This is a genomic window from uncultured Rhodospira sp., from assembly GCF_937138205.1.
Taxonomy (GTDB): domain Bacteria; phylum Pseudomonadota; class Alphaproteobacteria; order Rhodospirillales; family Rhodospirillaceae; genus Rhodospira.
The window spans coordinates 80,870-107,847 of sequence record NZ_CAKZOT010000045.1 but is presented as its reverse complement, the minus strand read 5'-3'; the positions used below and the strand labels follow the sequence as shown (position 1 = coordinate 107,847).

The following is a 26,978-nucleotide window of genomic DNA, read 5'->3' as shown; positions in this document are numbered from 1 at the left end:
GGTCTCACGGAGACCAGAGAGCATGACCGAACATTTCGACGCCATCGTGGTCGGGGCCGGGCCGGCCGGCAACAGCGCCGCCCTGGTGATGGCCCGCGCCGGACTGTCCGTGTTGCAGATCGAGCGCGGCGAGTACCCCGGCGCCAAGAACGTGCAGGGCGCCATCCTGTACGCCAACGCGGTGGAACAGGTGATCCCCGACTTCCGCGACAGCGCGCCCCTGGAACGCCACATCATCGAACAGCGCATGTGGATGCTGGACGACCACGCCTATGTGGGCTCGCACTTCCGCTCGGACACGTTCAACGAACAGCGCCCGAACCGCTATACCATCATCCGCGCGCAGTTCGACAAGTGGTTCAGCGGCAAGGTCAAGGAGGCCGGCGCCCTGCTCATCTGCGAGACCACGGTGACCGGTCTGCTGCGCGACAAGAAGGGCAAGGTCATCGGCGTCAAGGTGGATCGCGACGACGGCGAGGTGACCGCCGACGTGGTGGTGCTGGCCGACGGTGTGAACGCCCTGGTCGGCAGCCGCGCCGGCCTGCGCCCCGAACTGAAACCGCAGGAGGTGGCCCTTGGCGTCAAGGAAACCATCTTCATGCCGCGCGAGACCATCGACGCGCGCTTCAACCTGAAGGGCAACGAGGGCGTGGTGATCGAGGCCGCCGGCTCGATCACGGCGGGCATGACCGGCACCGGGTTCCTGTACACCAACGGCGACAGCCTGTCGGTGGGCATCGGCTGCCTGATCAGCGACTTCGCCAAGAGCCAGGTGCGGCCGTACTTCCTGCTGGAACGCTTCAAGCAGCATCCGGCCATCGCCCCCCTGATCGCCGGCGGCGAACCGAAGGAATACGCCGCGCACATGCTGCCCGAGGGCGGATACAACGCGGTGCCGCAGGTGCACGGCGACGGTTGGGTGATGGCCGGCGACGCCGCGCAGTTGCTCAACGCCATGCACCGCGAGGGCTCCAACCTGGCCATGACCTCCGGGCGGCTGGCGGCCGAGACCATCGTCGCGGCCAAGAAAGAGGGCAAGCCGATGACGGCGGCCACCCTGAAGGCCTACCGCAAGGCGTTGGAGGACAGCTTCGTCCTGCGCGACCTGAAGAAGTACCGCCGCCTGCCCAAGATTCTGGAGACCAACAAGCACTTCTTCACCGACTACCCGCGCCTGCTCACCAACGCGGCCGAAACCATGCTGCGCGTGGACGGCGTGCCCAAGCGCGACAAGGAACGCGCCATCATGGGTTCGTTCCGAAGCACGCGGAAGCTGCGCGGGCTGATGACCGACCTCGTCAAGCTGGGCCGGGCGTGGCGGTAGGGGGGCCAGGGCTCACAAAGCCTTGGCGCCCAACTGGGGAATTGAGGATCAGAAAGTTGTGCAGCGACGGTTGCCGTCAAGCGTGTATCCCCTTGACGGCGTCGCTGCCCTACCGCTTGGGCGGTTTCGACCTGCGTCCGCTCCACGATGACGAAGGGTGGGGAGACGCACCGGCCGCCCCCGCGCCCATTGCGCGGGGGAATTCTGACGATTCGTTTAGAAATCAAGTCAAATTGCTCGACTTGCGCTTTCCGTAGGGGACCCCAACCTTCGTCGACGTCCGCGAGCGTTTGCTCCCGAGGCAACGCGTCTTTGGTCCAGGAGGCAAGAATTGTCTTGCACGACCGGATCCAGGGCGCTAGGATGTGATTGGTCGTCAGGAGACGGCCATTCAACCTAGTTGCCCCGCCGCCACATAAGGTTTTGGTGGGGCCGCGATCCAGAAGGGACGAAAACAATGGCTGACATTACCCTCTCCACGGGCATTCAGAACAACCTGCTGTCGCTGCAGCGGACGACGTCTAATATCGAAGAGACGCAGTTCAAGCTGTCGACCGGCAGAAAAGTGAACAGCGTTCTTGACGATCCGATTGCCTTCTTCAAGGCGCAGGACTTCAATTACCGCGCTTCTGACTTGGCGGCCCGTAAGGACGGCGTCGTCCAGGCCCAGAAAACCATCGAAGCCGCCACCAACGCGCTGGACGCCATCACCAAGCTGGTCAAGCAGGCCCAGGCCATCCAGGAAGCTTATGCCGCCGATACTGGCAATCCTGGAACCATCTCCTCCGATATGTCCGGGATCTATTCGGCCATCAACGATTTGATCAAGGACGCGCACTATCAGGGCATCAACCTGCTGAACACGGGCGACCAGCTCAAAGTCAAGTTTGACGAAAAGGGTTCGAGCACCCTGACGATGACCGCCGTGGGTGCCTGGACCGGCGCAGGGACCGGCGGTATTGCAGCCGCTCTCGCGACCCAAGATGCCGCGACCGACGTCCAAAGCCAGATCAGGATGATGGACGAGGTCATCGACGACCTGCGCGCTTACTCCAAGTCGTTCGGTACCGACAACGCCATCCTTGAGACGCGTCGTGAGTTCACCGACAATCTGGTGAACACCCTGGAAGTTGGCGCCGGCGAACTGGTGAACGCCGACATGAACGAAGAGTCCGCGAACATGCTGGCGCTGCAGACCCGTCAGCAGCTTGGCACGATCTCACTGTCGATCGCCAACCAGGCCGAATCGTCGGTGCTGCGTCTGTTCTAAGTGGCAGACCGAGGTCCGTGCCCCACGCTGTACGGGAACGCGGACATCGGTTGGTTTTTCGGGGCATCGGCTTGGTCTATGCAAAGATCGGGCCGGTGCCCCTTCCTTTTTCGGCGTCAGGGTCCGGGCATCGCTTCGGAGCCTGCCACGTGCATGTGGCGCCAGCGCGGGCGACGACAGGGCAAAAATGCGTCGTGCGCGGCAAGCGCAATTTTTAGCGTGATTGGCAGGCCACCCTCCCGCTTATCGCGCAAACGCGCTCCCCCCCCACCTCCCCAAGTCAGATCGCACCGTCCGACCGACCTTGGGCGATCGGCCGTCGCGCGTTTGACCCATGGCGCTTGCCATTTGGTTGGATTTCCTTGAGAATCCTGAGCGTACGGCGGTCTTTTTTTTGACAAGAGGAACGGGAAGACATGACCTCGGTCGCAGGCGACACCGAAACGAGCGACGTGGCGCATCCCTCGGACCCGGGGCTTGGTGCCCTGCAGAGCGAGTCGGCACAGGCGGCACACGTTCGGGCGCTGATTGAGGCGGGAGCACTGTTCCAGATCGACAGTCTTCTGAACGCGGGCACCATGGCGCCCTTGCCCGTCCTGGATCGGCTGGCCGTGGCGTTGTTTCAATTCGATTTCAAGGCCGTACAGGCGCTACGGCCAGACGTCACGGACCCGGGTGTTCAGCGGGCCCTGGACGCCGTCGTTCTTTTCCAGCCGCCACCGGACACGCCTGAAGAGGAAACGCCAACGGAAGGCGACGCCTCGGTGGCCCTGGTGATGGCGATGCTTACTCTGCTGGAAGACTCTCTTGCGGATATCCTGAGAAACCAGGTGCCGGAACAGTGGAACTCCTCGCTTCATCGCTACATCTTCATCCGGCTTCTGGTGTATACGCGGCCTCGACTGGGCACAGCCCTTGACACGCTCTTTTCTTCTGAGGATCTGACCGAAGGCGACACCTTCTGCCTCTTGTTGTACCATATCGAAAACGGGCATGAACACTTTGTCGACCGCATGTTGCGGGTCTTGATGAACCGTCACCGGGACAGCGGACACATCTTCTACCTGATGTATCGCCAAGCGCTCGCCGTGAATGCACCAACCACCGCGAAGGCTTGGCTCTTGAACGCGTGGTCCTGCTCGGGGGTGGACGAACGCCTGGCGGAACGGGTCTTTTGCTTGTTCGGGATTGACGACGCAAACACGACGAGCGCGGATGTTGGGCTGCGGGCACTCCGCGAGGTCGGTGACCGTTCGGCCTTCGCCGTGCGCCGGGAAGATCTGCGGGCCACCCCGCGTCCGGATTCGCCGTTTGGCGCCCCTTGCTTCGCGTTTGCCGACATCGACTTGGCGAACGATGTCGCCCATATCTGCCACCAACTTGCGCATGACCCGGTCACCCGGTCGGGCGGCGCCGCGCTGCAGTCCGACCAGGCCGGCGAAGAAATGCACGGCAGAGAAAAACGCTTCGTGATTGTAGCGCCACCTAAGCGGGTCGAGGACATCGGTTTGGCCGTCTCCGCCGTCAGCACAGCACCGATCGTATGGTTCGATTGCCTGGGGACGATTCTAGACAATGCCGCCAAGCTGGATGCCACCGTCAGCGCATCCGACCCTTCGACCCTTGCACGGCACGCCTCCGTTTTGCGCGGGGCTTGGGATCGGCTGGTGCAGGCCCGCGCGGGGGTCCAACCAGGCCGCCCCGTGTTTCATTTGGTTGCCGATCCACAATCGCTGGAGGCCATACGCGCCTTGTGGCCGGCAGCCGGTTATGTCCTGTGTGTGCCAACGCCTGACGTGGTCAACGACCTCGCGGCGGCGGGATTGCCGGTCGACGGCGTTGATCGGGTCCTGTGCTGGCGCCGACCATCCGGGATGATTAGGATACTCGCGCTGCTCGGTGTTCACCGGCAGAACCGCCGAAGACTGATGCAAACCGGCCACTACCTGCGCCATCTGCTGTACCCCGTCTGAGGGGGATCGAAAGCGCGAGGCTGACGTCTGCACAGTGCGGCCTTTGAGTTTGAACGTTATGCCGCGCAGCGCCTTACGCGAACCTTACCAAGCGTGTTTCCACGTGCGACAAGCCCCGTGAAGCGGAGACGAAAACGTGCAAAATCCAGATGAGGACGCCCCGGTGCCGACAGATGTCACTCGCCTGGACACGCTGCCAAGACAGATGCTGGAGGCGTACCAGGAGGGCGACTTCAAACACAGTAGTTTGCTTGCATTTTCCGTCGTGAAGGAAACACCGACCGATCAGGTTGGCTGGATCATTCACCTGGAAAGCCTTTTTCAAGGCGGACAGGTCTTGAGGGCCTTGTCCAGCGTGGATACGGCCTTGCGCATGATCCCCGGCTCGGCGGATCTTCACCGCCTGCGCGGCGAAATCCTGGTCGCGCTTGGTCGCGATCCCGAAGCAGAGGAGTCGCTGCGGGAAAGCCTGAGCCGCGACCCCGAAAACCCCCTGGCGGTGCAAGCCCTGGCGGCAATCCTGACCAAAGGCGGGCGTGAGGCCGAAGCCGCCCACCTGCCCCACGTGGACGAGGTGCAAGATCGACAAGCGGCCGTTCTGGCCCGGCTTCACCGGGCTGGGTCCGTGCCAAGTGTTGACGCGTTGCGGCGGATTGTGGCCGCGGCACCGGCGTTTGCCGAAGCGTATGCGGCACTCGCCGACGTAATGAGTGCCACCGAGGACACCCTGGACCTGGCCAATGTCTACGCGCGAACCGTTCAGTTGCGCCCCAAGGCGGTACGCCCACGCTACGGTTACGCCCGCGTGTTGACTGACCAGGGCGATCTTTTTGAGGCCCGTGATGTGATCCGAGCCGCCGTTGCTCTTCGGCCAGAGGCGCCGCAGGGCTATTTTGGCATGGCGTATGTTCTGTATTTCATGATGCGGTCCGAAGGCGCCGCGATCAACCACCGACGCGGGACCATGCTGGCGCCAGATCATCCGGGCGCTCGGCTCCCAATCGCAAGAGTTGTAGATCAGGTCCCCCACGCCGAACTCAATTGGTTCTTCGCGGACTGATCGAACGCCGGCGAACGAAGATCGTGCTCGGGATCTGTCCCGCGTGGGCACCTTTACTCGAACGCCCCAGACGAAATACGCCGCCCCGTCAGTTTCGACGCGGGTCGTCTGGTGGCACGACACGGATGCCGTGTCGGATCAGATCGCCGACTTCCTTGTGCATACCGTCGAGGCCGGCCATCAAGGCTTGCCGCAACACGGGCTCGTACACTGTCCTCTCGTCCTGTGACATGCGTCCAAGCGCCCCCATCACGCTCCAGACCATCTGCGAAAGGGTGCCACGAAATATGCTCTGGAATGGATGAGTCAACGGTTGGATCCAAAGCAACATGGCCAGCGACTTCAGCGTTTCCCGCCGTCGCGTCCAAGACAGCCTTTCGAAGGCTCGGCGCACGTTCCGGACGAAGGAGTCAAGGTCCTCTGAAGCATAGTTATACTTTTCCCTGTCGAAGTTCTCCCCTTCAATCACCAATGATGCCGCGCCCGTGTCGGCGAGTGGAAACACGCGATCGAGAAACTCTCCGACGGGCCCCTTGAGCGGCGGTACGGACGCAATGCGGACGCCATCGGAGAGATTCAGGGCGATCGCATCGGTCTGCGCCGCCAGAAGCTGTTGCAGTCTGTAGCGCGTCCAGTCGAACACAACGCTGGTATAGGCGGGTCCACCGAACGAGGCCTCCACCTCGATTGGCAGTTTTAGATCGGTTTTTTTCAGGTCCTCATCCGTGTAATACGCACTTTGTGCGCTGTGATGCCGGGCTTGGTCCACCGAACCGACATCAATGCCAAAGAGGACCAAGCGCCGGAACCCAAGAAACACGGCCAAAGCCGTGCCCGTGTTCGCTACGGTTGGATCACAATTGAGGAGAATATGTTCTGACCCCCAACCAAATCCGATCGCAACGTTGAGTCCCGGCCGGTAGAAGTACAGGCCCCGAGCAAAGAACTGCTCCAGATCGGGGTGCACCGTTGAACTGGCAATCATCGGAACGGATGCCAGATCGACTCTTTCCGCTATTCGCTCGTAGATGGGCCGCAGTGCTGTTCCACGCTCCAGCACCACGCACGCGTCAACACGGATGCCCCTCGCCAGCAAAGGCTCCACCGCGGTGCCACAGGCGATGACAGCGCAATGCTGGCTCAACCGTTCTATCGTGTCCAAGTTCTGGTCAAGCGACGGACCGGAGCCGATCACCAGAGCGGTCCCGTCGTGAACCGGCTGCCGCTTCAGGAGCGGCCGGTCGTGCTCCAAGATATTATCGGTGGTTGATTCCAGCATGATGATTTCATCCCGGAAAAACCCGACCCCAATGACGGCAGAACGGAAATCGCGAACCACGGTCCGGCACAAATCCACGTATCGGCTGCCGTCACCATGCGGATACAGGATAATGTTGTCAGGCATCATCCGTGCGGCCCGATGAAGCTGGTGCACCATCTTGGCAGCGCCTTCATTTCCGGGCGGAAGCACATGAAAGCTGATGCCAATGTCGCGACGATCACACAGTGAAAAAACTTCGCTCCAGTTGATGACGTGCAAAGAGGCCATGAAAAGATCGACGTCGAGAATAAAAATCAGAAGAGTATCGAGCATCGGGAAAGCATTAATGAGACGCGCAACGCCATCCGTCGATGGCGGATCCACGATGGCGAGCGTCAGTGCGTGTTCTGGTGCGAAGGGGCGCGCCCAGAAGGCATCATCGCAGAGGTCCTGTACGGCCCCGAGGTGGTCATGCCAATAGGCGGGGTCGCCGGTGCTGACATTCTCTAAGCGAATGTACATAGAAAGCTGGGTTGGGGCGGTCAAAAAAGCATCGACCCGCTTTCGAGAATACGCCGGCTCCGCCTCCGCCAGCACGGAACGGCCCGTGCGATCACGGAAAACCAGCCCGTCCGGTGTCTCGTGAAGCCGATAGCTACACCGTTCCATTTCAAAGAATTTTTGTAGACCCAAGACCCGGGCCGACAAGCACTTAAGATTACTCGGATACAGGACGGGATCAGTATAAATCTTGTCGGAAAATTCGATCTCCATTTACCTACCTCCACTTGAGGCGCGGTCGCGTTCTCGGTCGATCCGCGCCGCGCCCCTAACAAAAAACGAATACCCATTCGCCGTCCGCCCGTCCGCAAATAGGCACGGGAACAGCGTCAGTGTATCATAACGGCCCGTTCCTGGCACCAGACGGGTGAGATGGCCGGAGTCGTTCAGATAGCGGGCGGATTTACTGGTCGATCTTCGCGTGCCGCTCATTGAGCGCCTCGGATGGGCTCAGCCGTTGGGCGCGTGGTCATCGAACAACCCCGTTGCGCCCTCCAGGCGCTGGGCGCGCCTTGGCGTGATCTGGTTCGAGTGAACGTCGAACTGCTGCGCCAGCTTATCCAGCGTCTAATCGCTCTTGAGGACGGCAAGGGCCACTTTCGTGTTGAAGGCCGGCGCTCCCCGGGTACCGCTACCCCAGGATATTCACGAACGACCCACCGCCACCGACCTGGGCCAGAATGCGCTGATAACCACTCAGTGCACCGGACTGGGCGTTCAGGCTGGATTCGATCGCGTTGAACTCCCGGCGAGCCTCGTCCTCAATGTCCGCGATCTTGTCGTCCATCAGGCGACTCGTGGCGGTGAAGTCGTCCAAAAGCGATTTCTTCTCCGCCTCAAGGGAGGTGGCGATCGGCTTAACCTTCGCTTCGGCCATCGTGACCGAGAACGAAACCCTATTCAGTTGCGTGAAGGCGTCGTTCACAGCCTCGCGGGCAGCATCAATACCAGCATCATCTTCGAAGTCGTTGTAGTACCAAGCCGGCATGAGTCCGAGGCCACCCTTCTGAATCGTCCCCTCGAATTCATCCCCGTTCCCATCACTGCTATTGAGTTTAAACTCTATCGTGTTGGCATCGCGATCAATCGTGATGGTCTCAAACATGCTCGTCCCGTGCGCGATTACAAAGAGTGGGTCTTCGGCGCCGAGACTTTCAACCTTGGACATGAAATTGCCGCTCGGATCGTTCTGGTAATACTCGCCTTCGCTCGCATTGGTTCCGATCAAGTTGAAAGAAGACCCACCGTAAAGGGTATCGATGTCAGTCGTCGTACCGTAATCGCTGGAGAGTTCTTTTGTCTCAGGAAGAAGCGTGCGCTCATCCGCTCGACCGATCAAGTTATACTCGGCAGCATACTGATCCGCCACCTCATTCAATTTTTTCAAGTTTTCGTTGAACTGCTTGGCATAAAACTCTTTCGCAGTTGCCGAGGTCGTGGTCTTCGCCTTCGACAGCATCACCTTCATATCGCGCAAGACTTGTCTAATCTCTTCGATTTGGGTTTCGGCGTTTTTCACACCGTCCAAGACGTTTTGCACCTCTTTCAGACGGCCCACGACCGTCCCGCGACGCGCCAAAATTGACTGGAGCTCAGGATTGTATTTTGTCTCGACGGCGGTGACCTCCTTGGTCATATCCGCGTACAATCGACCGGCGATCCGGTTCATGAGAAACGCCGTTGGGTCGGACGACAACAGCGAGGAGGAACCTGCGGTCAGGGCGTTCACCATGGGTCTTCTTCCCTATCAAGTGGGACGCACTCGGCCCGACGGTTCGCCGCGAGCCATATCATTCGTGCCGATCATAGCACAAGTTCCCCACTGGGTGTGAATATGGAAATAGGTCGTGCTGCCCTTGCGTTCTGTCCGTTCGCCCTCGTCCATTCTTGGCTTGGCCGTGAAAGGCCGCCGGCGCCCCACCAAAATGGGGGAACCGAATGGTGAGTTTGCCCCGAAAAAGTGAACACCGGATTGTGGGCTGCGGCGTTCGGCGAGCTTTGGCCGACGTCTACCGCCGATGGACGCGCACGGCTGGGCACGGGCTTTCGAAATCGCCGCCGCCGTCCGGCCCGCGCACCGCCCATGACAGGCGGTGGCTGGGGCTCGCATCCTCGCTGGCCAGGTGCCATCGGGCCGAGTCGCCGATCAGGTCGGCGGGGCCGTCGACACGCGCGGGGTCGCCCAGGCACGCATACAGGCTCAGGTGGTTGGCGATGCCCAGACCAAGCGCCTTCAGCACCGCTTCCTTGCGGGTCCACAGTGTCATGAACAGCTGTTGGCGCTCTGGACCGCGCGGAACCAACTCGAGGGCCGCCGCCTCGTCCGGATGGAAGAAGCGACGGGCCAGGGGCACGGCCGGCACGCTGGGGCGTCCGGTCCACTCGGCGTCGACGCCCAGGTCGGCCCCCGGCGGCCACGGCCCCAGGCTGACGGCGCACGCGGCCAGACCCACCGTGTGGCTGAGGCTGAAGCGGGGCCGCGTCTCGGCGGTCAGCGGATACGGCGGCCGCGTCATGTCGACATGGGGGCGACCGCCCGGCTCGGTGACGAAATGCCAGGCCAGCGGGTCGGCACCGTGAAACCGGCTCAGCATGGTCCGCAGCAGCAGCCGCGCGGCGGCACTCGACCACGCGTGCCGTGGGTCGCGGAACGACGTCACGCGGGTCCATTCGTTGACCGACAGGTGCGGCCGCATGGCGTCAAGATCGGGCTGCCCGGCGGCGTCGGGTTGCAGCGTCCACAAGGCGAGGTCGAGTGCGTGGGCCGGCTCCCCCGGTCCGTCACGACAGGTATCTGATTCCGTGCCCTCACCCGACCGGGTCAGGGCGAGCGGCATCGTTTGCGGGGCGAGGCGGAGAACGGACGTTGACATGCGCGGATGGTGATGCAGGCTTGCCATCGCGTCAACGCTGGCGGGGTGCCGCCCCGGCGTGATGACGGTGACGATCTGGTTCATTGGCGGAAGAGGCTTCCATGCCATCCATCCTCGAAGACGCCGCGCTCGTGGTCATTGATGTGCAGAACGATTTCTGCGCCGGCGGCGCCCTGGCGGTCCCCGACGGCGACGCCGTGGTCCCGGCCGCGAATCGGCTGATCGAGGCGTTTCAGGTGGTTATCCTCACCCAGGACTGGCACCCGCCGGGCCACGCCTCGTTTGCCTCCGCTCATTCGGGGGCGGAGCCGTTCTCGATGACGGAAATGCCGTATGGACCGCAGGTGCTGTGGCCGGACCACTGCGTCCAGGGCACGGAGGGGGCCGCGTTCCACCCCGATCTGGACACGCGGCGGGCGCGCCTGGTCCTGCGCAAGGGCACCGACCCGGCCATCGATTCCTATTCCGCGTTCTTCGAGAACGACCGCGTCTCGGTGACCGGTCTGGCCGGCGCGCTGTCCGACCTGGGGGTCGAGCATGTGGTGCTGGCCGGGCTGGCCACGGACTACTGCGTGTGCTGGTCGGCCCTGGATGCCCGCGCCCTGGGCCTGAATGTCAGCCTGGTCGAGGACGCCTGCCGCGCCATCGACATGGACGGCTCGCTCGCCTCGGCCATGACCAACATGCTCCAGGCCGGGGTGCGCCTGACGAACAGCGACGCCGTGCTGTTCGGGTAGCCGCCGCCGATCACGTCGCGTCCGCGTCGAACGCGGCGTCGACGGGGATGTGCAGACCGTTCAGCAGCGCGTTCAGACGCGACGCCGTGCCGACCACCCGCAATAGATCGGCGTACTCGGCCTCGGTCATGCCCTTGGCGCGCGCCGCCGCCGTGTGCGAGTGGGTGCAGTAGTCGCAGCCGTTGGCGATGGAGACGGCGACGTAGATCATTTCCTTGGTCTTCGGGTCGAGGGCCGAGGCCGTGGCCATCACCGTCTTGATGTCGGCCCAGACCTGCTCCAGCAGGACCGGATCAAAGGCCAGATACCGCCAGACGTTATTGATGAAGTCCGTGCCGCGCGTGGCGCGGATGTCGTCGAATACCGCCTTGACACGGGGGTCGCTCTCCGGGTGCTCGGGGGGGCGGACGGTGGCCATGGTCGGGAGTCTCCTCTAACGATGCGACCGGCTGGCTCCGGACCGACCGCGAAGGCCCTGATCCGGTTGCCTGACTCTTTCTACACCACACGGTCGCCCGGCGCCGCGCCCAATGTCGAGTCGGGCACGGACTGTCTACAAGAGCTTGGATATGTGCCTGGAAACGGGCCGAACACGGCACCGTCGCGCCGCGCTCACCCGGCCAGCGACGGGCGCGGCGGGCCACGATGGTCGTCGGCGGCCAGATCCAGACCCCCCGCACGGCCTTCGGCAGCCTCGGCGACAAGCCCCAGAAGCTGTTCCGTCAAGGCGACGGCGTCGCGCGCCAGGGCCACCGAGTCGTCGGGTCCGTCCTGCAGCACGGCTCGGTCCGGGCTGCGCAGCCGGGCGGCGATCGACTGGAGCGCTTCCAGGTCGCCCAGACGCGCCACGTCGGCCTCGCCCAGCACGCCCAGTTCCATCAGGTCCATGGCCAGCAGGGCCGGGTTGTTGGTGGCCAGTGGCCGATGGCCCGCGTCCAGAGCCAATCCCTTCAGCGCCCGTTCGGCGGCATGGTGGGCCGCCAGGCACGCCCAGTCGGCATGTCCGGCGCGCATGGACCAGTGGGCATGGACCAGATCGTAACGGGCCTGCCGCAGCCAGCCCTTCGCCGCATCTCGGGGATTCATCGGGGCGCCCTCCGAGGGGAGCATTTCACCAAACAGGATCGCAGGCGCGCGACACACCGGTCAATCGAATCGTTGGGCGGTCGCACCGAGATCGGAAACCCTACGGCCAGAGCGGGATGGCCTCGGCGCGGATGTCGGCGACCATGTCGCCGGCCGCCAGGTCCGCGCTGCGCCACCGCGCCGGGGCGACGGCCACCACGTCCACCGGCCGGTCGAAGGCGGAGAAGACCCCGCTGTCGAACGCCTGCCGATCGCCGATGACCGCGATATCAGCGTCCGACAGGCCGTCGAAGTCACCGCGCGCCAGGGACCCGAACAGCATGACGGCCTCAATGCGGGCCGGATCGCGAACCGCCCGCGCACACGCTGTCCGCAGGGCGGCGATGACCTCGTGCCGCACCCGGTCGCGGACCCGTTGCATGTCCGGCGGCCGGCTCATGGGTCGCCGACCCCGAGCTGGGTCCGCGCCCAGGCCAGCACACGGTCGGCTGTCTCCAACGCGCCTTGAACGCGCGGCGACGAGATGACATCCCCGGGGGCCGTGAGGCCATCGCCCAGAGGGTATCGCGCCGTCACGCTGAACTCCGTCAGGGCCGCCAAATCGCCCAGTGTCTCGACCGTAGCGGTGTCCATGCCCCCGTGCTGGACAACAGCGTGCGCCAACGCCGCCAGGTCATGCACCGGCGCGGGCCGCGTCCCCAGGTCGATCAGCACGGCCTTCAGCGCTTTTTCCGCTGCCTGCTGGGCGGCGTAACAGGCCCATTCCGGATCACTTTGATCAGCCGAGCGGTGGGCGTGCGCAAGGTCACGCTCGGCCTGCCTCAGCCATGCCGTGGCCCTGCGATCGGCGATCATGCCCCGTTCACCTCTCCGTGCTCCGCTCTGCCAAGCCTATCACAGCGAGCCGGCGGCGCGCACGGCTACCCGAAGATCACGTCCGGCAGCCAAGTGGCCATTTCCGGCCACAGGGCCAGCGCCCCGAGTCCCACAAGCTGGATCAGAATGAACGGCAGCACGCCTTTGTATATGGACATGGTGCGGATTGACGGCGGCGCCACCCCGCGCAGATAGAACAACGCGAAACCGAACGGCGGCGTCAGGAACGACGTCTGCAGGTTCATGGCGATCATCACGCCGAGCCAGACCGGATCGAGGTCCATCCTCAGCAGAACAGGCCCGACGATCGGCACCACGACGAAGATGATCTCGATGAAGTCCAGGAAGAAGCCCAGGACGAACATCACCAGCATGACCACCAGCATGGCGCCAAAGGCGCCGCCGGGCAGGTTGGTCAGGAACTCATGCACCATCTCCTCGCCGCCCAGGCCCCGGAACACCAGCGAGAACAGACCGGCGCCGACGATGATGATGAACACCATCGAGGAAATGATCAGCGTCTGGCGCATGACCTCTTGCAGGATGCCCATCGACCAGACGCGCCGCAGGCTCTCGCCGATGCCCAGGAAGACAATGCCGGTACAGGCCACCGCCGCCCAGATGCCCACGGTGTCACCCGGGCCGATGGCATCGCGGGCCACGCGCAGGTCCACCCAGCGCGCAAGTAGCAGCATGACCACCAGCGCGCCGAAGGTCAGGATGATGGGCCATCGGGTGCTGCCCTCCAGCTTCAGGCCGCCCAGCAGCAAGGCGCCCACGGCGCCCACGGCGGCGGCCTCGGTGGGCGTGGCCACGCCGGTCAGGATCGAACCCAGCACGGCGACGATCAGGAACACCGGCGGCAGCAGGGCATTGGCCAGGGTGCGGACCGTCTCCCACCCGGTCATGCCGACGTCCGCCGCGTCGTGGATGGCCGGCGCCCGTTTCGGCTGCAACCACGCGACCAGCGCCACATAGGTGATGTACAGCACCACCAGGCCCAGGCCGGGCAGCAGGGCACCGGCGAACAGATCGCCCACCGACACCGGCTCTGGCGACCAGTTGCCGATGGCCCGCTGGGCATCGGTGTAGGCGTTGGAGATCTGGTCGCCCAGCAGCACCAGCACGATGGACGGCGGAATGATCTGCCCCAGAGTGCCGGCCGCGCAGATGGTCCCGCAGGACAAGGCCGGACAGTATCCCCGGCGCAGCATGGTCGGCAGCGACAGCAAACCCATGGTGACCACGGTGGCGCCGACGATCCCGGTGGAGGCCGCCAGCAGGGCGCCGACGATGCACACCGAGATCCCCAGGCCGCCCCGCAGCGTGCCGAACAGCTTGCCCATGCTGTCCAGCAGTTCCTCGGCCACGCGCGAGCGCTCCAGCATCACGCCCATGAACACGAACAGCGGCACGGCGATCAGCACCTCGTTGGTCATGGTGCCGAAAATGCGCTGCGGCATGGCCGCGACGAAGCTCATGTCGAAGGCGCCGATGAACCAGCCGACGATGCCGAACAACAGCGCCGAGCCGCCCAGGGTGAAGGCGACCGGAAACCCGCTTACCAGGAACAGGCAGGTGCCGGCGAACATGACGAGGGCGTAGATTTCGCGCTCCATCAGGGTCATCGGGCTGCCTCCTGCTCGGCCGCGCCATCGGCCTCGACTCCGGCGAGGGTCAACACCGACCGGAGGATCAGCGACAGGCCCTGTAGGAGGACCAGACCGGCAAACACCAGGATCACGGTCTTGAGCAGGTAGATGCCCTGAACGCCGCTGGTTTCCTTCGACCCCTCCATGACCCTCCAGGCGTTCATGACGTAGTCCCAGGAAACCCACAGGATCAGCGCGCAGAACGGGACCAGGAACAGCAGGCTACCCACCAGATTGACGATCGCCTGGCGGCGCGGCGACGCCTCTCGATAGAACACGTCCACCCGGACGTGGCCGTCCATCAACAGCGTGTACCCCGCGCCGACCATGAACAGCAGGCCGTGCATGTAGACGATGCTTTCCTGCATCCAGATGAAGCCGAGCCCGAACACGTAACGCAGCACGACCACCAGGAACTGCACGAGCACCATGATCAGCGCCAGCCAGGCGGTGGTGTGCCCGACAAAGCGGCTGAACGCGTCAAGGGCGCGGGCCAACGCGGCGAGCGACGACACCACGATTTCTCCCTGCTACGACAAATGGGAGGAGCCAGAAGCGGTTACGCCTCCTGCTGGCGCCCGCCCGAAATGGGCGGCGGCGCGCCCCATCACCCCAGGAAGGGTGTGGGCACGCGCCGCCGGTCAGGGCACGCTGGGACACGGGGCACACCCCGCGACCCGGCACGTCAGCCCTTGGTGTACTCATACGGCAACTCGCGGGCGTTCCAGTACGCCTGGTCGGCGATCCGCGCCCAGCCCATGGCCTTGGCGCGGAAGTCGATGAACGAGTCGTAGACCTTCTGCGTCATCGGATCCTCGGCGGCCACCTCGGCGACAACCTCGCCGGCGGCGGTACCGATGGCCGTCATGACGTCGTTGGAGAACTTGCGCAGCTCGACGCCGTGTTCGTTGACCAGTGTGTCCAGCGCGTCGCCGTTGCGGGCGTTGAACTCGGCCAGGGAGTAGTCGTTCTCGGCGGTGGCGGCGGCCTCGATAATGGCCTTGTCCTCATCGCTCAGGCTGTTCCAGACGTCCAGGTTGACGCCGCCGGACAGGGTCGTGCCCGGCTCGTGGAAACCGGGATAGTAGTAGTACTTGGCGACCTTGTAGAAGCCGAACGCGAGGTCGTTCCAGGGGCCGACCCACTCGGTGGCGTCGATGGCGCCGGACTGCAGGGCCGGGAAGATCTCGCCGCCGGGCAACGACACGGCGGCCGCGCCGATGCGGCGCAGAACCTCGCCACCCAGGCCGGGCATCCGGATCTTGAGGCCCTTGTAGTCTTCCAGGCTGTTGATTTCCTTGTTGAACCAACCGCCCATCTGGACGCCGGTGTTGGCCACCATCATCGGCTTGATGTTGAAGCCGGCCGACAACTCGTCCCACAGCGCCTGACCGCCGGCGTGATGGATCCAGGAACTCATCTCGGTGGCCGTCAGGCCGAACGGCACGGCGGCGAAGAAGTTGAACGCCTTGGACTTGCCCTGCCAGTAGTACTCGGCGCCGTGGTACAGTTCGGCGGTCCCGGAAGACACGGCGTCAAACGCCTCGAACGGTGGCACCAGTTCGCCGGCCGCGAACACCTTCACCGTCAGGCGACCACCGGACATGGCGGTGATGCGTTGCGCCAGCCGCTCCGCGCTGGTGCCCAGCCCGGGGAAGTTCTTCGGCCATGTGGTGACCATCTTCAGTTCGCGCCTGTCCTGAGCGATGGCGGGCGTGGCCAGCGTGGAGGCAGCGGCGGCACCGGCGCCGGCGACGGCGGCGCCGGACAGAAACTCGCGGCGTTTCATGAGACGTTATCTCCCTCGTCTGTCCTTGATTGTTCGGACGGGACCCCTGGGGCTGGTACCCTCGCACGGTCCGGCCCCCCAGGGAACCGGGTCCACCGCCCGGACGCGGTCGTCGCGCCGGGCCGGGCACCCCAGAAGGACTCATGAGTAGACCAAGATGCCCTGAAACGAAAGGATCATTTCCGTCGGGTATTTGGGTTGGTGTTGCAGTGGCCCGACGTCTGCGCGAGAGTTGCGCCGACACGGAGGCGGCGGTTGAGGTGGCGGAAGGTGTTCGCGCTGTTCACGGATTTCGGGCTGGAGGGACCCTATACCGGGCAGGTGAAGGCGGTCCTGCATCGGGACGCGCCGGGGGTCCCGGTGGTCGATCTGTGCGCCGACGCGCCGATGTTCGATCCCATGGCCTCGGCCTACCTGCTGGCCGCGTTGGCACCGACGCTGCCCCCCGGCACGATCGTGCTGGGCGTGGTCGATCCGGGCGTCGGCTCGCAGCGAGGCACCGTGATGCTGTGCGCCGACGACCGCTGGTACGTGGGGCCGGACAACGGCCTGTTCGCCCTGGTGGCGCGACGGGCCGCGAAGGCGCGGGCCTTTCCGGTGTTCGCGGCGGACGGCCCCATCAGCGCCAGCTTTCACGGCCGCGACCTGTTCGCGCCCGCCGCCGCGCGACTGGGACGCGGCGAGCGACCCGACCCGGCGCTAGCCAGTGGGCCGGGGCACGTCGACCGGCCGGACTGGCCCGACGATCTGCCGCGCATCGTCTACATCGATCGCTACGGCAACGCCATGACCGGGGTCAGGGCCGCCGGCCTGGAGGCCGGGACGGACATCATCGCCCACGGGCGCCCGGCGCGCCGCGCCCGCACGTTCTCGGACGTTCCCGTCGGCCAGGCCTTCTGGTACGAGAACGCCAACGGCTTGGCGGAACTGGCCGTCAACCAGGGGCGGGCGAGCGAAGCCCTGGGGGTGCGGCAGGGGGACGCGGTCACGATCCGCCCGCCGCGCCGGGGCGGGTCATGAGGCTCGACAACACCGGCTCGATGGCGGAAAAAGGCTCGAAGCCGTGGCGCGTCTGGCATAGTCTGCAACTGGAATGCCTTCGGTTGAGCCGCCGGGGGCGAGAGTGACCATTGGGAGGAGTTGAACTCGGGCCATGGCGTGCTGGGTAAAGTTCTGGGGCGTCCGCGGTAGCATTCCCTGCCCGTCTCCCGACCATGTCGTGTACGGCGGCAACACGAGCTGCGTCGAGGTGCATCTCGACGGACGGCACATTGTGTTCGACGCCGGAACCGGCCTGCGCGGCCTGGGGCAGTCGCTCAACGCACGGGGCGTGACCCATGCCACGCTGCTCATGACGCACACGCACTGGGACCACATCATCGGCTTTCCGTTCTTCGCCCCCGCGCATCGGGCCGACTTCACGCTCGACATCATGGCCGGACACGTGGCGGACAACGGCGGCATCCGGCGCCTGTTCTCGAGCCACATGTCGGACCCCATGTTTCCGGTACCGCTGGACGCCCTGCGCGCCCACATCACCTTTCGGGACTTCAAGCCGCGCGAATCGTTCGTGATCGAGGACGCCGTGCACGTGCGCACGGCGCCGTTGAACCATCCGAACGAGGCCACGGGCTACCGCCTGGAGTACGACGGACTGGCCATCTGCTATATCACTGATACAGAGCACCGACCGGGCCATCCCGACGAAAACGTGCTAGGCCTGATCGACGGCGCCGATCTCGTCATCTACGACTGCACCTATACGGACGAGGAATTCGCCGAGCGGATCGGCTGGGGCCATTCGACGTGGCAGGAGGGGGTGCGTCTGTGCCAGGCGGCCGGCGCGCGCCAACTGGCCGTGTTCCATCATGATCCGGACCACACGGACTCGGTCATGGAACGCCTGGAGGACGAAGTCCGCCGGCACTGGCCCCCGGCGCTGGTGGCGCGCGACGGCATGGAAGTGACCTTGCGGCCCTGATCTCCGGTCCAGAAAACTTGGCGGTGGAGTCCCCCCATGCCCGTCACGCCGAGCCTGCCGCCCGATCCCGACCGCCTGCACCCCATTGATCGGCGTGCCGGCGTCGTTTTCCTGCGCCCGTTGCTCGCGGCGCATCCGCCGGCCGAGGGCGCGGGACCGACCGAGGTCGGCGCGTACAGCTACTATCACGATTTCGAGGACCCGACCCGCTTCTTCAGCCGCAACGTGCGCTACCATTTTCCGTTTTCGCCGGAACGGCTGGTGATCGGCAAGTTCTGCGCCCTGGCCCACGGGACGACCTTCGTCATGGCCAGTGCCGCGCACACCATGGCCGGGCCGAGCACCTACCCATTCCCGATCATGGGCGGCGCCTGGGCGGAAGCGATGCCGCTGGCCGACGTGCCATTTCCGAACAAGGGCGACACCGTCATCGGCAACGATGTCTGGCTGGGCTATGAGAGCCTGATCCTGCCCGGCGTAACGGTGGGCGACGGCGCCGTGGTGGCGGCCCGCGCGGTGGTCCACGACTCGGTGCCGCCCTATGCGGTCGTGGCCGGCAACCCCTCCCGCGTCATCCGGTTCCGCTTTGAGCCGGCGATCGTTTCTCGGCTGCTCGATCTGGCGTGGTGGACCTGGCCGGCGAACCGCGTCATCGCCGCCATTCCGACACTGGTGGACGGCGATTTGGACGCCCTGGAACGGCTGGCCCCATAGCGACCCCGCCGTCAGCGCGGCATCACGCGGATCGCCACCCGCCGGTTGATTTCCTGGTTGTTGGCGAGCGGGCTTCCGTCCGGCCCCCGGTTCGGAACCTTCGGCGCCGTATGCGCGAAGCCGATCGCCCTCATGCGCTGGTCGGCCACGCCCTGGTCCTCGAGCACCCGCACCACACCCGAGGCCCGGGCCGATGATAGCTCCCAGTTCGACGGAAAGCGCCGCGAGCTGATGGGCGTGTCGTCGGTGTGCCCCTGCACTTCGATCTGGAAGTTCCGATACTTGGGCGACCGCAGGGTGTTGGCGATGCGCTCGAACACCGGAACCGCCTCAGGCCGGACCTCGGCCTCGCCGCGATTATAGAACGCGGCACTGGCGAACTCGATCACCAGGCCCTGCTGGTCCTGGCCCACCGCCACGGCGTCGTCGACCTTCATCAGGTTCACGGCCGACTCGATGTCCTGGCGCAGCGACTCGATCGGGCGTTCGATCTCGCGCTTGCCGATGCCCTTGGCCATGCCGGCCTTGACCTGTTCGAACAGGATCGGGTCCACCTTGGAGATGGCGGCCAGCAGGATGAAGAACGCGAGCAGCAGCGTCGCCATGTCGGCGAAGGTGGTGACCCAGTCGTTGTCCTCGTCCCGGCGCGGGGCCTTCCGAGTCCAGCTTTGGCCCAGGTTCTCGAACATGAACACCTCCAACCGCCCGGACCCCGGCCCCGCCGTGAGCGGACGGCCGCGGTGCCGCCCTTACGCCTCGGACGGACCGTTCGTGGGTTTCGCGACCTCCGGCCGACCGCGCATCATGCTGTCGATGCTGAAGTGCAGGGCCGGATCCAGGTAGCTGTTCATCTTGTCCTGGATGTAGCGCGGGCTCTTGCGTTCCGCCAGCAACGCCAGCCCTTCGGCCAGCAAGTAGTTGCGGAAGCGCACGATCTCCTCGCGCTGCTGCACCTTGTTGGCGGCGGGCAGGAAGATCAGACGGGCCGCCAACACGCCGTAGAGCGTGGTCACCAGGGCCACCGCCATGCCTGGTCCCAGCGAGGCCGGATCCTCGCCCATCTTGTCGAGCATGATGATCAGGCCGACCAGCGTCCCGATCATGCCGAACGCCGGCGATGTCGCGCCCATGTTGCGCAGGATGTCGGAATAGACCGTGTTGCGCTGGAACGTGGTCTCGACCGTGTTGGCCAGAATCTCCCGCACTTCCTGACCGGTGTAGCCGGTGATCACCAGGTCGATCCCGTAACTGAGGAAGCGGTCGATCTTGCGCGCCCGTGCGGCATCGGTTTCCAGGCCGGCCAGGCCGCCCTTCTGGATCACATAGCCCCAGCGGATCACACGTCCCACCTCGTGCGTCAGGATGGCGCGGCCGACCTCGTGGGCCAGCAGGATGCCCGCCATCGTCCGCAGGGAATGGACGACGAAGCGCGGTTCGAAGGAAATGAAGGTGGCCGCCAGCGTCCCGCCCAACACCATGATGAAGCTGGGCAAATTGAGAAAGATAAAGACGTTGTCCGTGCTCAGAATGATCGAGCCGACGAACAGACCGAAGCCGAAGATAACGCCGAGGATCGTAGCGATGGACATTAAGACAGGATCCCAGAACGAAAAAACTGGATCAATTTGTTGGCACCGAACGAAAATCCTGCGAACCGCCAAGACGGCCCCACAGATGACCGCTTGCGTCCGGTGTTCCCTGACCTAACACCCAGGCTGCAACAGCTTCGCATTGCCCCGGCGGGATCCCTGATGACCTCGTTCACGAAGGACCGTCCACAGACCGCCCTCTCGACGAGACTACCAACGGATCGGGCGGCACCTTAACACGTCTTGGGCCGCGACACGCAAGCGCGGATATTGCCCGGAGAAGGTTTAGAAAGCTTGAACATCCGTAACGGCATCAAAACAAAGCTGAGGCATGGCAACGAAAGCTTAACCGCCGCACTCTAGTCAAACAGGGTACGAGCGCGGGGGATGCCGTCGGCACAGCCCGTTTTTCAGGGACCAAGACTCAGCATCGCGACAGGGCTGGCGAAACACTGCATCCTCGATGATAGAATACCGTCGCCACCCAAGCCGGTCGGCGGGAACCGCCTGCACAATTGCACTGTTTTGGGGCCTCAGCCCGATGGACGCAACAGACCCGCTCATGCAGATTGGTGCCGCGCTGACGGCCCTGGTCTTTGCCCTGGCGCTCCGGCTGGGCCGGCGGGGCGAAGCGGCCCGTGACAGGCTGGCCAGTTGGACGGCCGGGGCATTCACGTTGGAGGCCGCCGCCGTGCTGGTCTCCGTCACCGTCGGTTTGGGCACCGAGACCGGCGTGTTTCTGTACTCGGCCCTGCATGGGCTGGTGCCGGTGCTGGTGCTGGCCGGCGCCGGGCGCCAGCGGCCGGGCGGCGAGCAGAACGCCGTGCTGCTGGCCCTGGTCGGCATCACGGTGGGCGGGCTCGGCACGGCGATGGTCGCCGACGTCCCCACGGCCACAGTGTTGTTCTGCCTGCACGTGTTCAGAGCCGGCGTGTTTCTCGGCGCGGCGTGGCTCATCACCCGCGCCCTTGGCCGGCGCGGCCGCGCGGTCGCGGGCATCGGCGCGACCGCCGGCGTGTTCGCTGCTGGGGTGGCCCTTGGCATCGGTCTGGATGCGCTGTCCGCCGGTTCCGATCCCGCCTTCGCGGCCGTGACCTCCTGGGCGGGGGTCTTGGAGGAAATCGCGCTTTACGGGCTGGGGCTGACCGTTCTGTTGCTGCCGGGACACACGCGTCAGGACAGCGCGATCGCCCCTCGGTCGCCCGAGGGCTGGGCGGATCACCTCATGCAGGCCATGGGTCAGGCCGCGCTGGTGGTCGGGACGGACGGGCACGTCGCCTGGGCCAACGCGGAGGCCGGCCGCCTGTTCGCCGAGGGCACCCGGTCGGCGCTGTTGGGCAAGGACATACGCCTGCTGTTCCCGGACTTCGGCCATCGGATCACCGACGCGCCCGGCAAGGGCACCGGCGTGCCTTCCTCGCCGACGGCGCGATCGAGTCTCGGCCGGACGCTGGGCGGGGCCGAGCTGGGGCTGGAGATCACCCGTCTCCCCATTCCCGGACCGAGCGGCGAGGCGATGACGGGTGTGGTGGTCCATGCCTCGTCAGGCACGAGTCTGTTGACGGGCCTGGTGCATCTCTCGCGGGACATGGACGCGGCCGTCCTGGCCGGCGACTCGGCCGAGGCGTTGTGCCGGCTCGCCTGCGATCGGCTGACCGACATTGAACGCGTGCCGCTGGCATGGATCGCCTTGCGGACCGACCGTGACACGCCAATCCTCGCCGCCGCCGCCGGTCCCGAGGCCGTCGACCTGTGCGATGGCCTGGGCGGTCCCCCGCCAGACTCTTTGGCGGGAACCATCGAACCGCTGTTCCGCCAAGCCACGCTGCATCCGTTCGCCGCCCCGCCGCACGCGCCGGACGGCGACCGCCGGAAACCCGGCGGCACGGGCGAGCCGATCCGGGTCGCCCCGGACGGTCTGCGGCCGGGGTTCGCCTATGCCCTCAGGGCCGGAGACGAGGTGCTTGGCTGCCTGGTGGTGCACCCGGCCGGCGATGCCTCGGACCGCGGGCTGCGCCAGCGCGCCGAGTTCATTGCTCGGCGGTTGGCCATCATGACCAAACTGATCCGCAATTCATCGTTCCTGCGGCTGCAGGCCACCGCCATGACGGTGGCAGCCAACGCCGTGTTCATCACCGACGATCAGGGGCGGATCGAATGGGCCAACGAGGCGTTTGGCCGCCTCTCGGGCTTCAGTCCCGACGAGATCATCGGCAAGACGCCTCATATCCTGTTTTCCGGGCACCAGGACGCGGCCACCTATGCCGACATGTGGGCGACCATCCGCCGTGGCGAGGTGTGGCGCGGCGAACTGGTGGAACGCCGCAAGGACAACACGCTCTACACCGTCTGCCAGACCGTCACCCCCATCACCGGCCCGGACGGAGTTTCCGTGCACTACGTGGCGGTGCACGAGGACGTGACCGAGCGCAAGCGGGCCGAGGAACGCATCCGTTACATGTCAAACTACGACACCCTGACACGGTTGCCCAACCGGGCGCTGTTCCGAGACCGCCTCATCCATGTCGTCCAGCAGGCGCGCCGCACCGACGGCACTGTCGCCGTCCTGTTCGTGGACCTGACCAAGTTCAGCCGCGTCAACGACACACTGGGCCACGACATCGGCGACCGGATCCTGATGACCGTCGGCTCGCGCATCAACGCCGCCGTGGCCGAGGACGTGGACACCGTGGCCCGCATGGGCGGTGACGAGTTCGCCATCATCCAAAGCGTCGTGGGCGGCGCCGACGCCGCCGCAACCCTGGCCCGCCGGGTGGCGAAGATCATCGAAACGCCGGTCGAGGTGGGCGGACACACCGTCTCCCTGCGCGCCACGGTCGGCATCGCCATGTATCCGGACGACGGCAACGACCCCGACCAGATCATCCGCAACGCCGACCTGGCCATGCACCGCGTGGCCCACCATGAGGGCGAGCACTACCGTTTCTACTCGAATGACATCAACAATGAGGCCCAGATCCGACTGGGCCTGGAGGCCGACTTGCGCCGGGCGCTGGACCGCGACGAGTTGGAGAACTTCTATCAGCCGCAGTATGACATGACCGGAACGCTGGTCGGTATGGAGGCCCTGGTCCGCTGGCGCCATCCGACCCGAGGGCTCGTCCCGCCCGGGCAGTTCATCGGCGCCGCCGAGGACAGCGGCCTGATCCTGCCCCTGGGCGAGGCGGTCCTGCGCCGCGCCCTCGCCGATATCGACGCCTGGCGAGCGCACGGCCTGCCGACCCTGCCGGTGGCGGTCAATCTCTCGGCGGTGCAGTTCCGCGACGGTGGCCTGGTGGACCGCATCCGCGAGTCGCTCGAGGCCCACGACCTGCCGCCCGAGGTTCTGGACCTGGAGATCACGGAAAGCGTCCTGATGACCGACCACGTCGGCACCGTCGCCTTCCTCAACCAGTTGACGGGCGCCGGCTTTCGGATCGCCATTGACGACTTCGGCACGGGGTACTCGTCCCTCGCCTATCTGAAGCGGTTCCCGGTGCACAAGCTGAAGATCGATCAGTCTTTCGTTCAGCACCTGGACACGGACACCAACGACGCCATCCTGGTTCGCGCCATCATCAACCTTGGGCACAGCCTGGGCATGACCGTCATCGCCGAGGGCGTCGAAACACAGGCGCAGTTCGAGTATCTGCGCCAGGAAGGCGCCGACGTGGTGCAGGGGTATCTGTTCAGCAAGCCGATTCCGAGGGAAGAGATGGAGGACCTGTTGCGCACCGAAACCGGCCGCATCGGCCGAGCGGCGGCGCGCGTCGGACCCTGACGCGCCGCCCTCCGCCGGCGCCGGCCGAGCGAACGATCGCTCAGGCCGCGTCCCCGTGTTGCGTCGGGTGGCCCTGCGCCCGCCAGGCCGACATGCCGCCGCTGACCACCGCAAGCTGCTGGAAGCCCGCCTTCTTGAGGATCCGGGCCGCGTGGGCGGCGCGGCTGGACGTCTGACAGATCAGGAACACCGGCGTGTCGGCATACGCGCTCAGGCCGGGACCCGCCTCCTCCACGCGCCGGCCAAGCTGGTCCAGCGGCAGGTTCAACGCCCCCGGAACATGGCCATGGCGGCCCGCGTACTCGCCCGGCGTGCGGACATCAACCACCAGCACGTCGTCGCCACGATCCAGGTGCTCGCGCAACACGGACGGCGCCACCAGGGGGACACCGCCCGCCATCAGGCGCGGCATGGCGCGGAACAGAAGAAGCGCCGCCATGCCGATCAGCACGGGCACAAGGATCTCCATGGAGACAAGATCGAAGCCGTCCACGGTGGTCATGTCCTGTTCTGGCGGCGGGAACGTAGGGTGTGCGGGAGGTAACCCCGCGCCGGGGCGCTGTCAAGAATGGGCAATGCCCGCGGGTCCGCCGCCCCTCGTCACGACGGGCTCGACTCCCGCCCGTCGGTGATGGAGGATGCCCCACCGTTTGCCCCCGAACCCCAAAGGACCTTTCGCCCTATGATCCGTCATGTCGTGCTGTTCAGCCTTACGTCGCCGGAACACCTGGAGACGGCGCGGGCGGGGCTTGAGCGGCTGGCCACGAATCCGCACGCTCGCGCGCTTGAGGTCTCGGTCAACCTGAAGTCCGATCCGATCGGCAACGGCGTCGACCTGATCGTGCACGCCGTGTTCGACGACGAGGCCGCGCTGGAGGCCTATCGCCGGCACCCCGTCTACCAGGAAGCCATCGACATCGTGCGGCCCTTGCGCGACGTCCGCGTGGCCGCCGATTTCGTCAGCACGATTACCTGACCCGCCTCCCCGAGGTGTCGTCGGCCGCGTGGCGCTGGCGTCCGCATGGACACACCGACCCGCAGGGCTTACATCCCCGGCCATGACAGACACCTCTCTCCCCTCCCGGATCCGCGTGATCGGCGGCGGCCTCGCCGGCAGCGAGGCTGCGTGGCAGTGCGCGCGCCTTGGCCTCGTCGTCGAGCTGATCGAAATGCGCCCCATCCGCGCCACCGACGCCCACGTCACCGACGGCCTGGCCGAGCTGGTGTGCTCCAACTCGTTCCGCTCCGACGATGCCGAGGGCAACGCCGTCGGCCTGCTGCACGAGGAAATGCGCCGGCTGGACTCGCTGGTGATGGCGGCGGCCGACCGCAACCGGGTGCCGGCCGGCGGCGCCTTGGCGGTGGACCGCGAGGCCTTCTCGCGCGACGTCCATACCACGCTGGAGAGCCATCCCAACGTGACCATCACGCGCGGCGAGATCACCGCCCTGCCCGGCCCCGACGACGGCCCGACGATCATCGCCACCGGCCCCCTGACCTCATCGGCGCTGGCCGAGGCCATCCGCGCCGAGACGGGCGAGGACCACCTGGCCTTTTTCGACGCCATCGCCCCCATCGTCCATCGGGACAGCATCGACATGGACGTGGCCTGGTTCCAGTCGCGCTATGACAAGGGCGAGGGATCGGACTACATCAACTGCCCGCTGGACCGCGCCCAATACGACGCCTTCATCGACGCCCTTTTGAGCGCCGAGACGGTGGCCTTCAAGGAGTGGGAGGGCACGCCCTACTTCGAGGGCTGCCTGCCCATCGAGGTCATGGCCGAGCGCGGCCGCGAGACCCTGGCCCACGGCCCCATGAAACCGGTCGGCCTGACCAATCCGCGCGCACCCGACCGCAAGCCACACGCCATCGTCCAGTTGCGCCAGGACAACGCGCTGGGCACGCTCTACAACATGGTCGGCTTCCAGACCAAGATGCGCCACGGCGAGCAGGCGCGCATCTTCCGCATGATCCCGGGCCTGGAACGGGCCGAGTTCGCTCGCCTGGGCGGTATCCACCGCAACACGTTCCTCAACAGCCCGCGTCTGCTGGACGGTACCCTGCGCCTCAAAAGCCGGCCGTGGGTGCGCTTCGCCGGGCAGGTGACGGGGTGCGAGGGGTATGTGGAAAGTGCCGCCGTGGGGTTGATGGCCGGCCTGTTCGCGAGCGCCGAGGCGCGCGGCGAGACGCCGGCGTCGCCGCCAGCGACGACGGCGCTGGGGGCCTTGCTGAACCACATCACCAACCCGGCCCACGCCGAGACGTTCCAACCGATGAACGTCAACTTCGGCCTGTTCCCGGAACTGCCGCCGGAGTTGACCCGGGTCGGCAAGCGCAAGCTGCGCGGCCGCGACCGCAAGGCGGCGTATGCGCGCCGGGCGCTGGAGGATCTGGCGGCGTGGATGGGCGAGCAGCGGGCGGAGCACACGAACGCCTGAACGCTTTTTC

Annotated in this window: 24 protein-coding genes and 1 pseudogene; 11 read left to right on the top strand and 14 right to left on the bottom strand. The window is 65.6% G+C overall.

The window, feature by feature from the left end; all coding sequences use genetic code 11:
* Positions 1-22 precede the first annotated feature (22 nt).
* The 4 genes from Q0309_RS05635 to Q0309_RS05620 all read left to right on the top strand — a co-directional run bounded on the left by Q0309_RS05635 (position 23) and on the right by Q0309_RS05620 (position 5,627).
* Positions 23-1,324, top strand: coding sequence for an FAD-dependent monooxygenase (locus Q0309_RS05635; protein WP_299438336.1), 1,302 nt, complete (start codon positions 23-25; stop codon positions 1,322-1,324).
* Between the two features lie 457 nt (positions 1,325-1,781).
* The gene (locus tag Q0309_RS05630) at positions 1,782-2,594 is read left to right on the top strand and encodes a flagellin (RefSeq protein WP_299438334.1); all 813 of its coding nucleotides are present in this window, start codon (positions 1,782-1,784) and stop codon (positions 2,592-2,594) included.
* A 416-nt stretch (positions 2,595-3,010) separates the two neighbouring features.
* Entirely contained in the window at positions 3,011-4,567 is a 1,557-nt protein-coding gene (locus Q0309_RS05625) for a hypothetical protein (RefSeq protein ID WP_299438332.1), read from the top strand.
* A 136-nt stretch (positions 4,568-4,703) separates the two neighbouring features.
* Positions 4,704-5,627, top strand: coding sequence for a tetratricopeptide repeat protein (locus Q0309_RS05620; RefSeq protein ID WP_299438330.1), 924 nt, complete (start codon positions 4,704-4,706; stop codon positions 5,625-5,627).
* An 88-nt stretch (positions 5,628-5,715) separates the two neighbouring features.
* Here the strand turns inward: Q0309_RS05620 and Q0309_RS05615 are convergent, their stop codons facing one another.
* From Q0309_RS05615 to Q0309_RS05600, 4 genes and pseudogenes are all read right to left on the bottom strand, one after another.
* The gene (locus tag Q0309_RS05615) at positions 5,716-7,662 is read right to left on the bottom strand and encodes a 6-hydroxymethylpterin diphosphokinase MptE-like protein (protein WP_299438328.1); all 1,947 of its coding nucleotides are present in this window, start codon (positions 7,660-7,662) and stop codon (positions 5,716-5,718) included.
* 261 nt (positions 7,663-7,923) lie between these two features.
* Positions 7,924-8,094: pseudogene (locus Q0309_RS05610) on the bottom strand (IS3 family transposase); the annotation flags it as partial.
* Positions 8,081-9,181 carry a hypothetical protein gene (locus Q0309_RS05605; RefSeq protein WP_299438326.1) on the bottom strand — a complete coding sequence of 367 codons (1,101 nt, stop codon included), beginning with the start codon at positions 9,179-9,181 and terminating at the stop codon, positions 8,081-8,083. The pseudogene Q0309_RS05610 and the gene Q0309_RS05605, both read right to left, overlap by 14 nt.
* A gap of 277 nt (positions 9,182-9,458) precedes the next feature.
* Entirely contained in the window at positions 9,459-10,406 is a 948-nt protein-coding gene (locus tag Q0309_RS05600) for a 4'-phosphopantetheinyl transferase superfamily protein (RefSeq protein ID WP_299438323.1), read from the bottom strand.
* A 17-nt stretch (positions 10,407-10,423) separates the two neighbouring features.
* Here Q0309_RS05600 and pncA point away from each other — a divergent pair, with 17 nt between their 5' ends.
* Complete coding sequence (gene pncA / locus Q0309_RS05595; protein WP_299438321.1) at positions 10,424-11,059, top strand: bifunctional nicotinamidase/pyrazinamidase; 636 nt, start codon at positions 10,424-10,426, stop codon at positions 11,057-11,059.
* 10 nt (positions 11,060-11,069) lie between these two features.
* On the opposite strand, the gene Q0309_RS05590 is transcribed toward pncA, so the two are convergent.
* From Q0309_RS05590 to Q0309_RS05560, 7 genes are all read right to left on the bottom strand, one after another.
* The gene (locus Q0309_RS05590; protein WP_299438319.1) at positions 11,070-11,477 is read right to left on the bottom strand and encodes a carboxymuconolactone decarboxylase family protein; all 408 of its coding nucleotides are present in this window, start codon (positions 11,475-11,477) and stop codon (positions 11,070-11,072) included.
* Positions 11,478-11,671: 194 nt separating this feature from the next.
* Positions 11,672-12,145 carry a HEPN domain-containing protein gene (locus Q0309_RS05585; protein WP_299438317.1) on the bottom strand — a complete coding sequence of 158 codons (474 nt, stop codon included), beginning with the start codon at positions 12,143-12,145 and terminating at the stop codon, positions 11,672-11,674.
* Between the two features lie 100 nt (positions 12,146-12,245).
* Positions 12,246-12,584 carry a nucleotidyltransferase family protein gene (locus Q0309_RS05580; RefSeq protein WP_299438315.1) on the bottom strand — a complete coding sequence of 113 codons (339 nt, stop codon included), beginning with the start codon at positions 12,582-12,584 and terminating at the stop codon, positions 12,246-12,248.
* Positions 12,581-13,000, bottom strand: coding sequence for a HEPN domain-containing protein (locus tag Q0309_RS05575; RefSeq protein ID WP_299438313.1), 420 nt, complete (start codon positions 12,998-13,000; stop codon positions 12,581-12,583). Before Q0309_RS05575 ends, Q0309_RS05580 begins: the two co-directional genes overlap by 4 nt.
* 65 nt (positions 13,001-13,065) lie before the next feature.
* The gene (locus Q0309_RS05570) at positions 13,066-14,649 is read right to left on the bottom strand and encodes a TRAP transporter large permease subunit (protein ID WP_299438311.1); all 1,584 of its coding nucleotides are present in this window, start codon (positions 14,647-14,649) and stop codon (positions 13,066-13,068) included.
* Positions 14,646-15,191, bottom strand: a complete 546-nt coding sequence (locus Q0309_RS05565; protein ID WP_366940568.1) for a TRAP transporter small permease subunit — start codon at positions 15,189-15,191, stop codon at positions 14,646-14,648. Before Q0309_RS05565 ends, Q0309_RS05570 begins: the two co-directional genes overlap by 4 nt.
* 167 nt (positions 15,192-15,358) lie before the next feature.
* Positions 15,359-16,462 carry a TRAP transporter substrate-binding protein gene (locus Q0309_RS05560; protein ID WP_299438309.1) on the bottom strand — a complete coding sequence of 368 codons (1,104 nt, stop codon included), beginning with the start codon at positions 16,460-16,462 and terminating at the stop codon, positions 15,359-15,361.
* Between the two features lie 255 nt (positions 16,463-16,717).
* On the opposite strand from Q0309_RS05560, the gene Q0309_RS05555 reads away from it, so the two are divergent.
* The 3 genes from Q0309_RS05555 (at position 16,718) to Q0309_RS05545 (ending at position 19,157) form a co-directional block, all read left to right on the top strand.
* Entirely contained in the window at positions 16,718-17,482 is a 765-nt protein-coding gene (locus Q0309_RS05555; RefSeq protein WP_299438307.1) for an SAM-dependent chlorinase/fluorinase, read from the top strand.
* A 133-nt stretch (positions 17,483-17,615) separates the two neighbouring features.
* On the top strand, positions 17,616-18,443 hold the full coding sequence (locus Q0309_RS05550; RefSeq protein WP_299438305.1) for an MBL fold metallo-hydrolase: 828 nt from the start codon (positions 17,616-17,618) through the stop codon (positions 18,441-18,443).
* Positions 18,444-18,479: 36 nt separating this feature from the next.
* Positions 18,480-19,157, top strand: coding sequence for a CatB-related O-acetyltransferase (locus tag Q0309_RS05545; RefSeq protein WP_299438303.1), 678 nt, complete (start codon positions 18,480-18,482; stop codon positions 19,155-19,157).
* Positions 19,158-19,168: 11 nt separating this feature from the next.
* Here Q0309_RS05545 and Q0309_RS05540 read toward each other — a convergent pair whose 3' ends face one another.
* Both Q0309_RS05540 and Q0309_RS05535 read right to left on the bottom strand, forming a co-directional pair.
* Positions 19,169-19,846: an OmpA family protein gene (locus Q0309_RS05540; RefSeq protein ID WP_299438301.1), complete on the bottom strand. Its 678-nt coding sequence runs from the start codon at positions 19,844-19,846 to the stop codon at positions 19,169-19,171.
* A 60-nt stretch (positions 19,847-19,906) separates the two neighbouring features.
* Positions 19,907-20,746, bottom strand: coding sequence for a MotA/TolQ/ExbB proton channel family protein (locus tag Q0309_RS05535; RefSeq protein WP_299438299.1), 840 nt, complete (start codon positions 20,744-20,746; stop codon positions 19,907-19,909).
* 562 nt (positions 20,747-21,308) lie between these two features.
* Here Q0309_RS05535 and Q0309_RS05530 point away from each other — a divergent pair.
* The gene (locus tag Q0309_RS05530) at positions 21,309-24,527 is read left to right on the top strand and encodes an EAL domain-containing protein (RefSeq protein WP_299438298.1); all 3,219 of its coding nucleotides are present in this window, start codon (positions 21,309-21,311) and stop codon (positions 24,525-24,527) included.
* A gap of 40 nt (positions 24,528-24,567) precedes the next feature.
* On the opposite strand, the gene Q0309_RS05525 is transcribed toward Q0309_RS05530, so the two are convergent.
* Positions 24,568-25,029 (bottom strand): rhodanese-like domain-containing protein, encoded by a 462-nt coding sequence (locus Q0309_RS05525; protein ID WP_299438296.1) that lies wholly within the window; start codon positions 25,027-25,029, stop codon positions 24,568-24,570.
* 180 nt (positions 25,030-25,209) lie between these two features.
* On the opposite strand from Q0309_RS05525, the gene Q0309_RS05520 reads away from it, so the two are divergent.
* Together Q0309_RS05520 and trmFO are read left to right on the top strand one after the other, a co-directional pair.
* Positions 25,210-25,503, top strand: coding sequence for a Dabb family protein (locus tag Q0309_RS05520; protein ID WP_299438294.1), 294 nt, complete (start codon positions 25,210-25,212; stop codon positions 25,501-25,503).
* Positions 25,504-25,585: 82 nt separating this feature from the next.
* A complete protein-coding gene (gene trmFO, locus Q0309_RS05515) occupies positions 25,586-26,968 on the top strand; it encodes a methylenetetrahydrofolate--tRNA-(uracil(54)-C(5))-methyltransferase (FADH(2)-oxidizing) TrmFO (RefSeq protein WP_299438292.1) in 1,383 nt (460 codons plus the stop codon).
* Positions 26,969-26,978 lie beyond the last annotated feature (10 nt).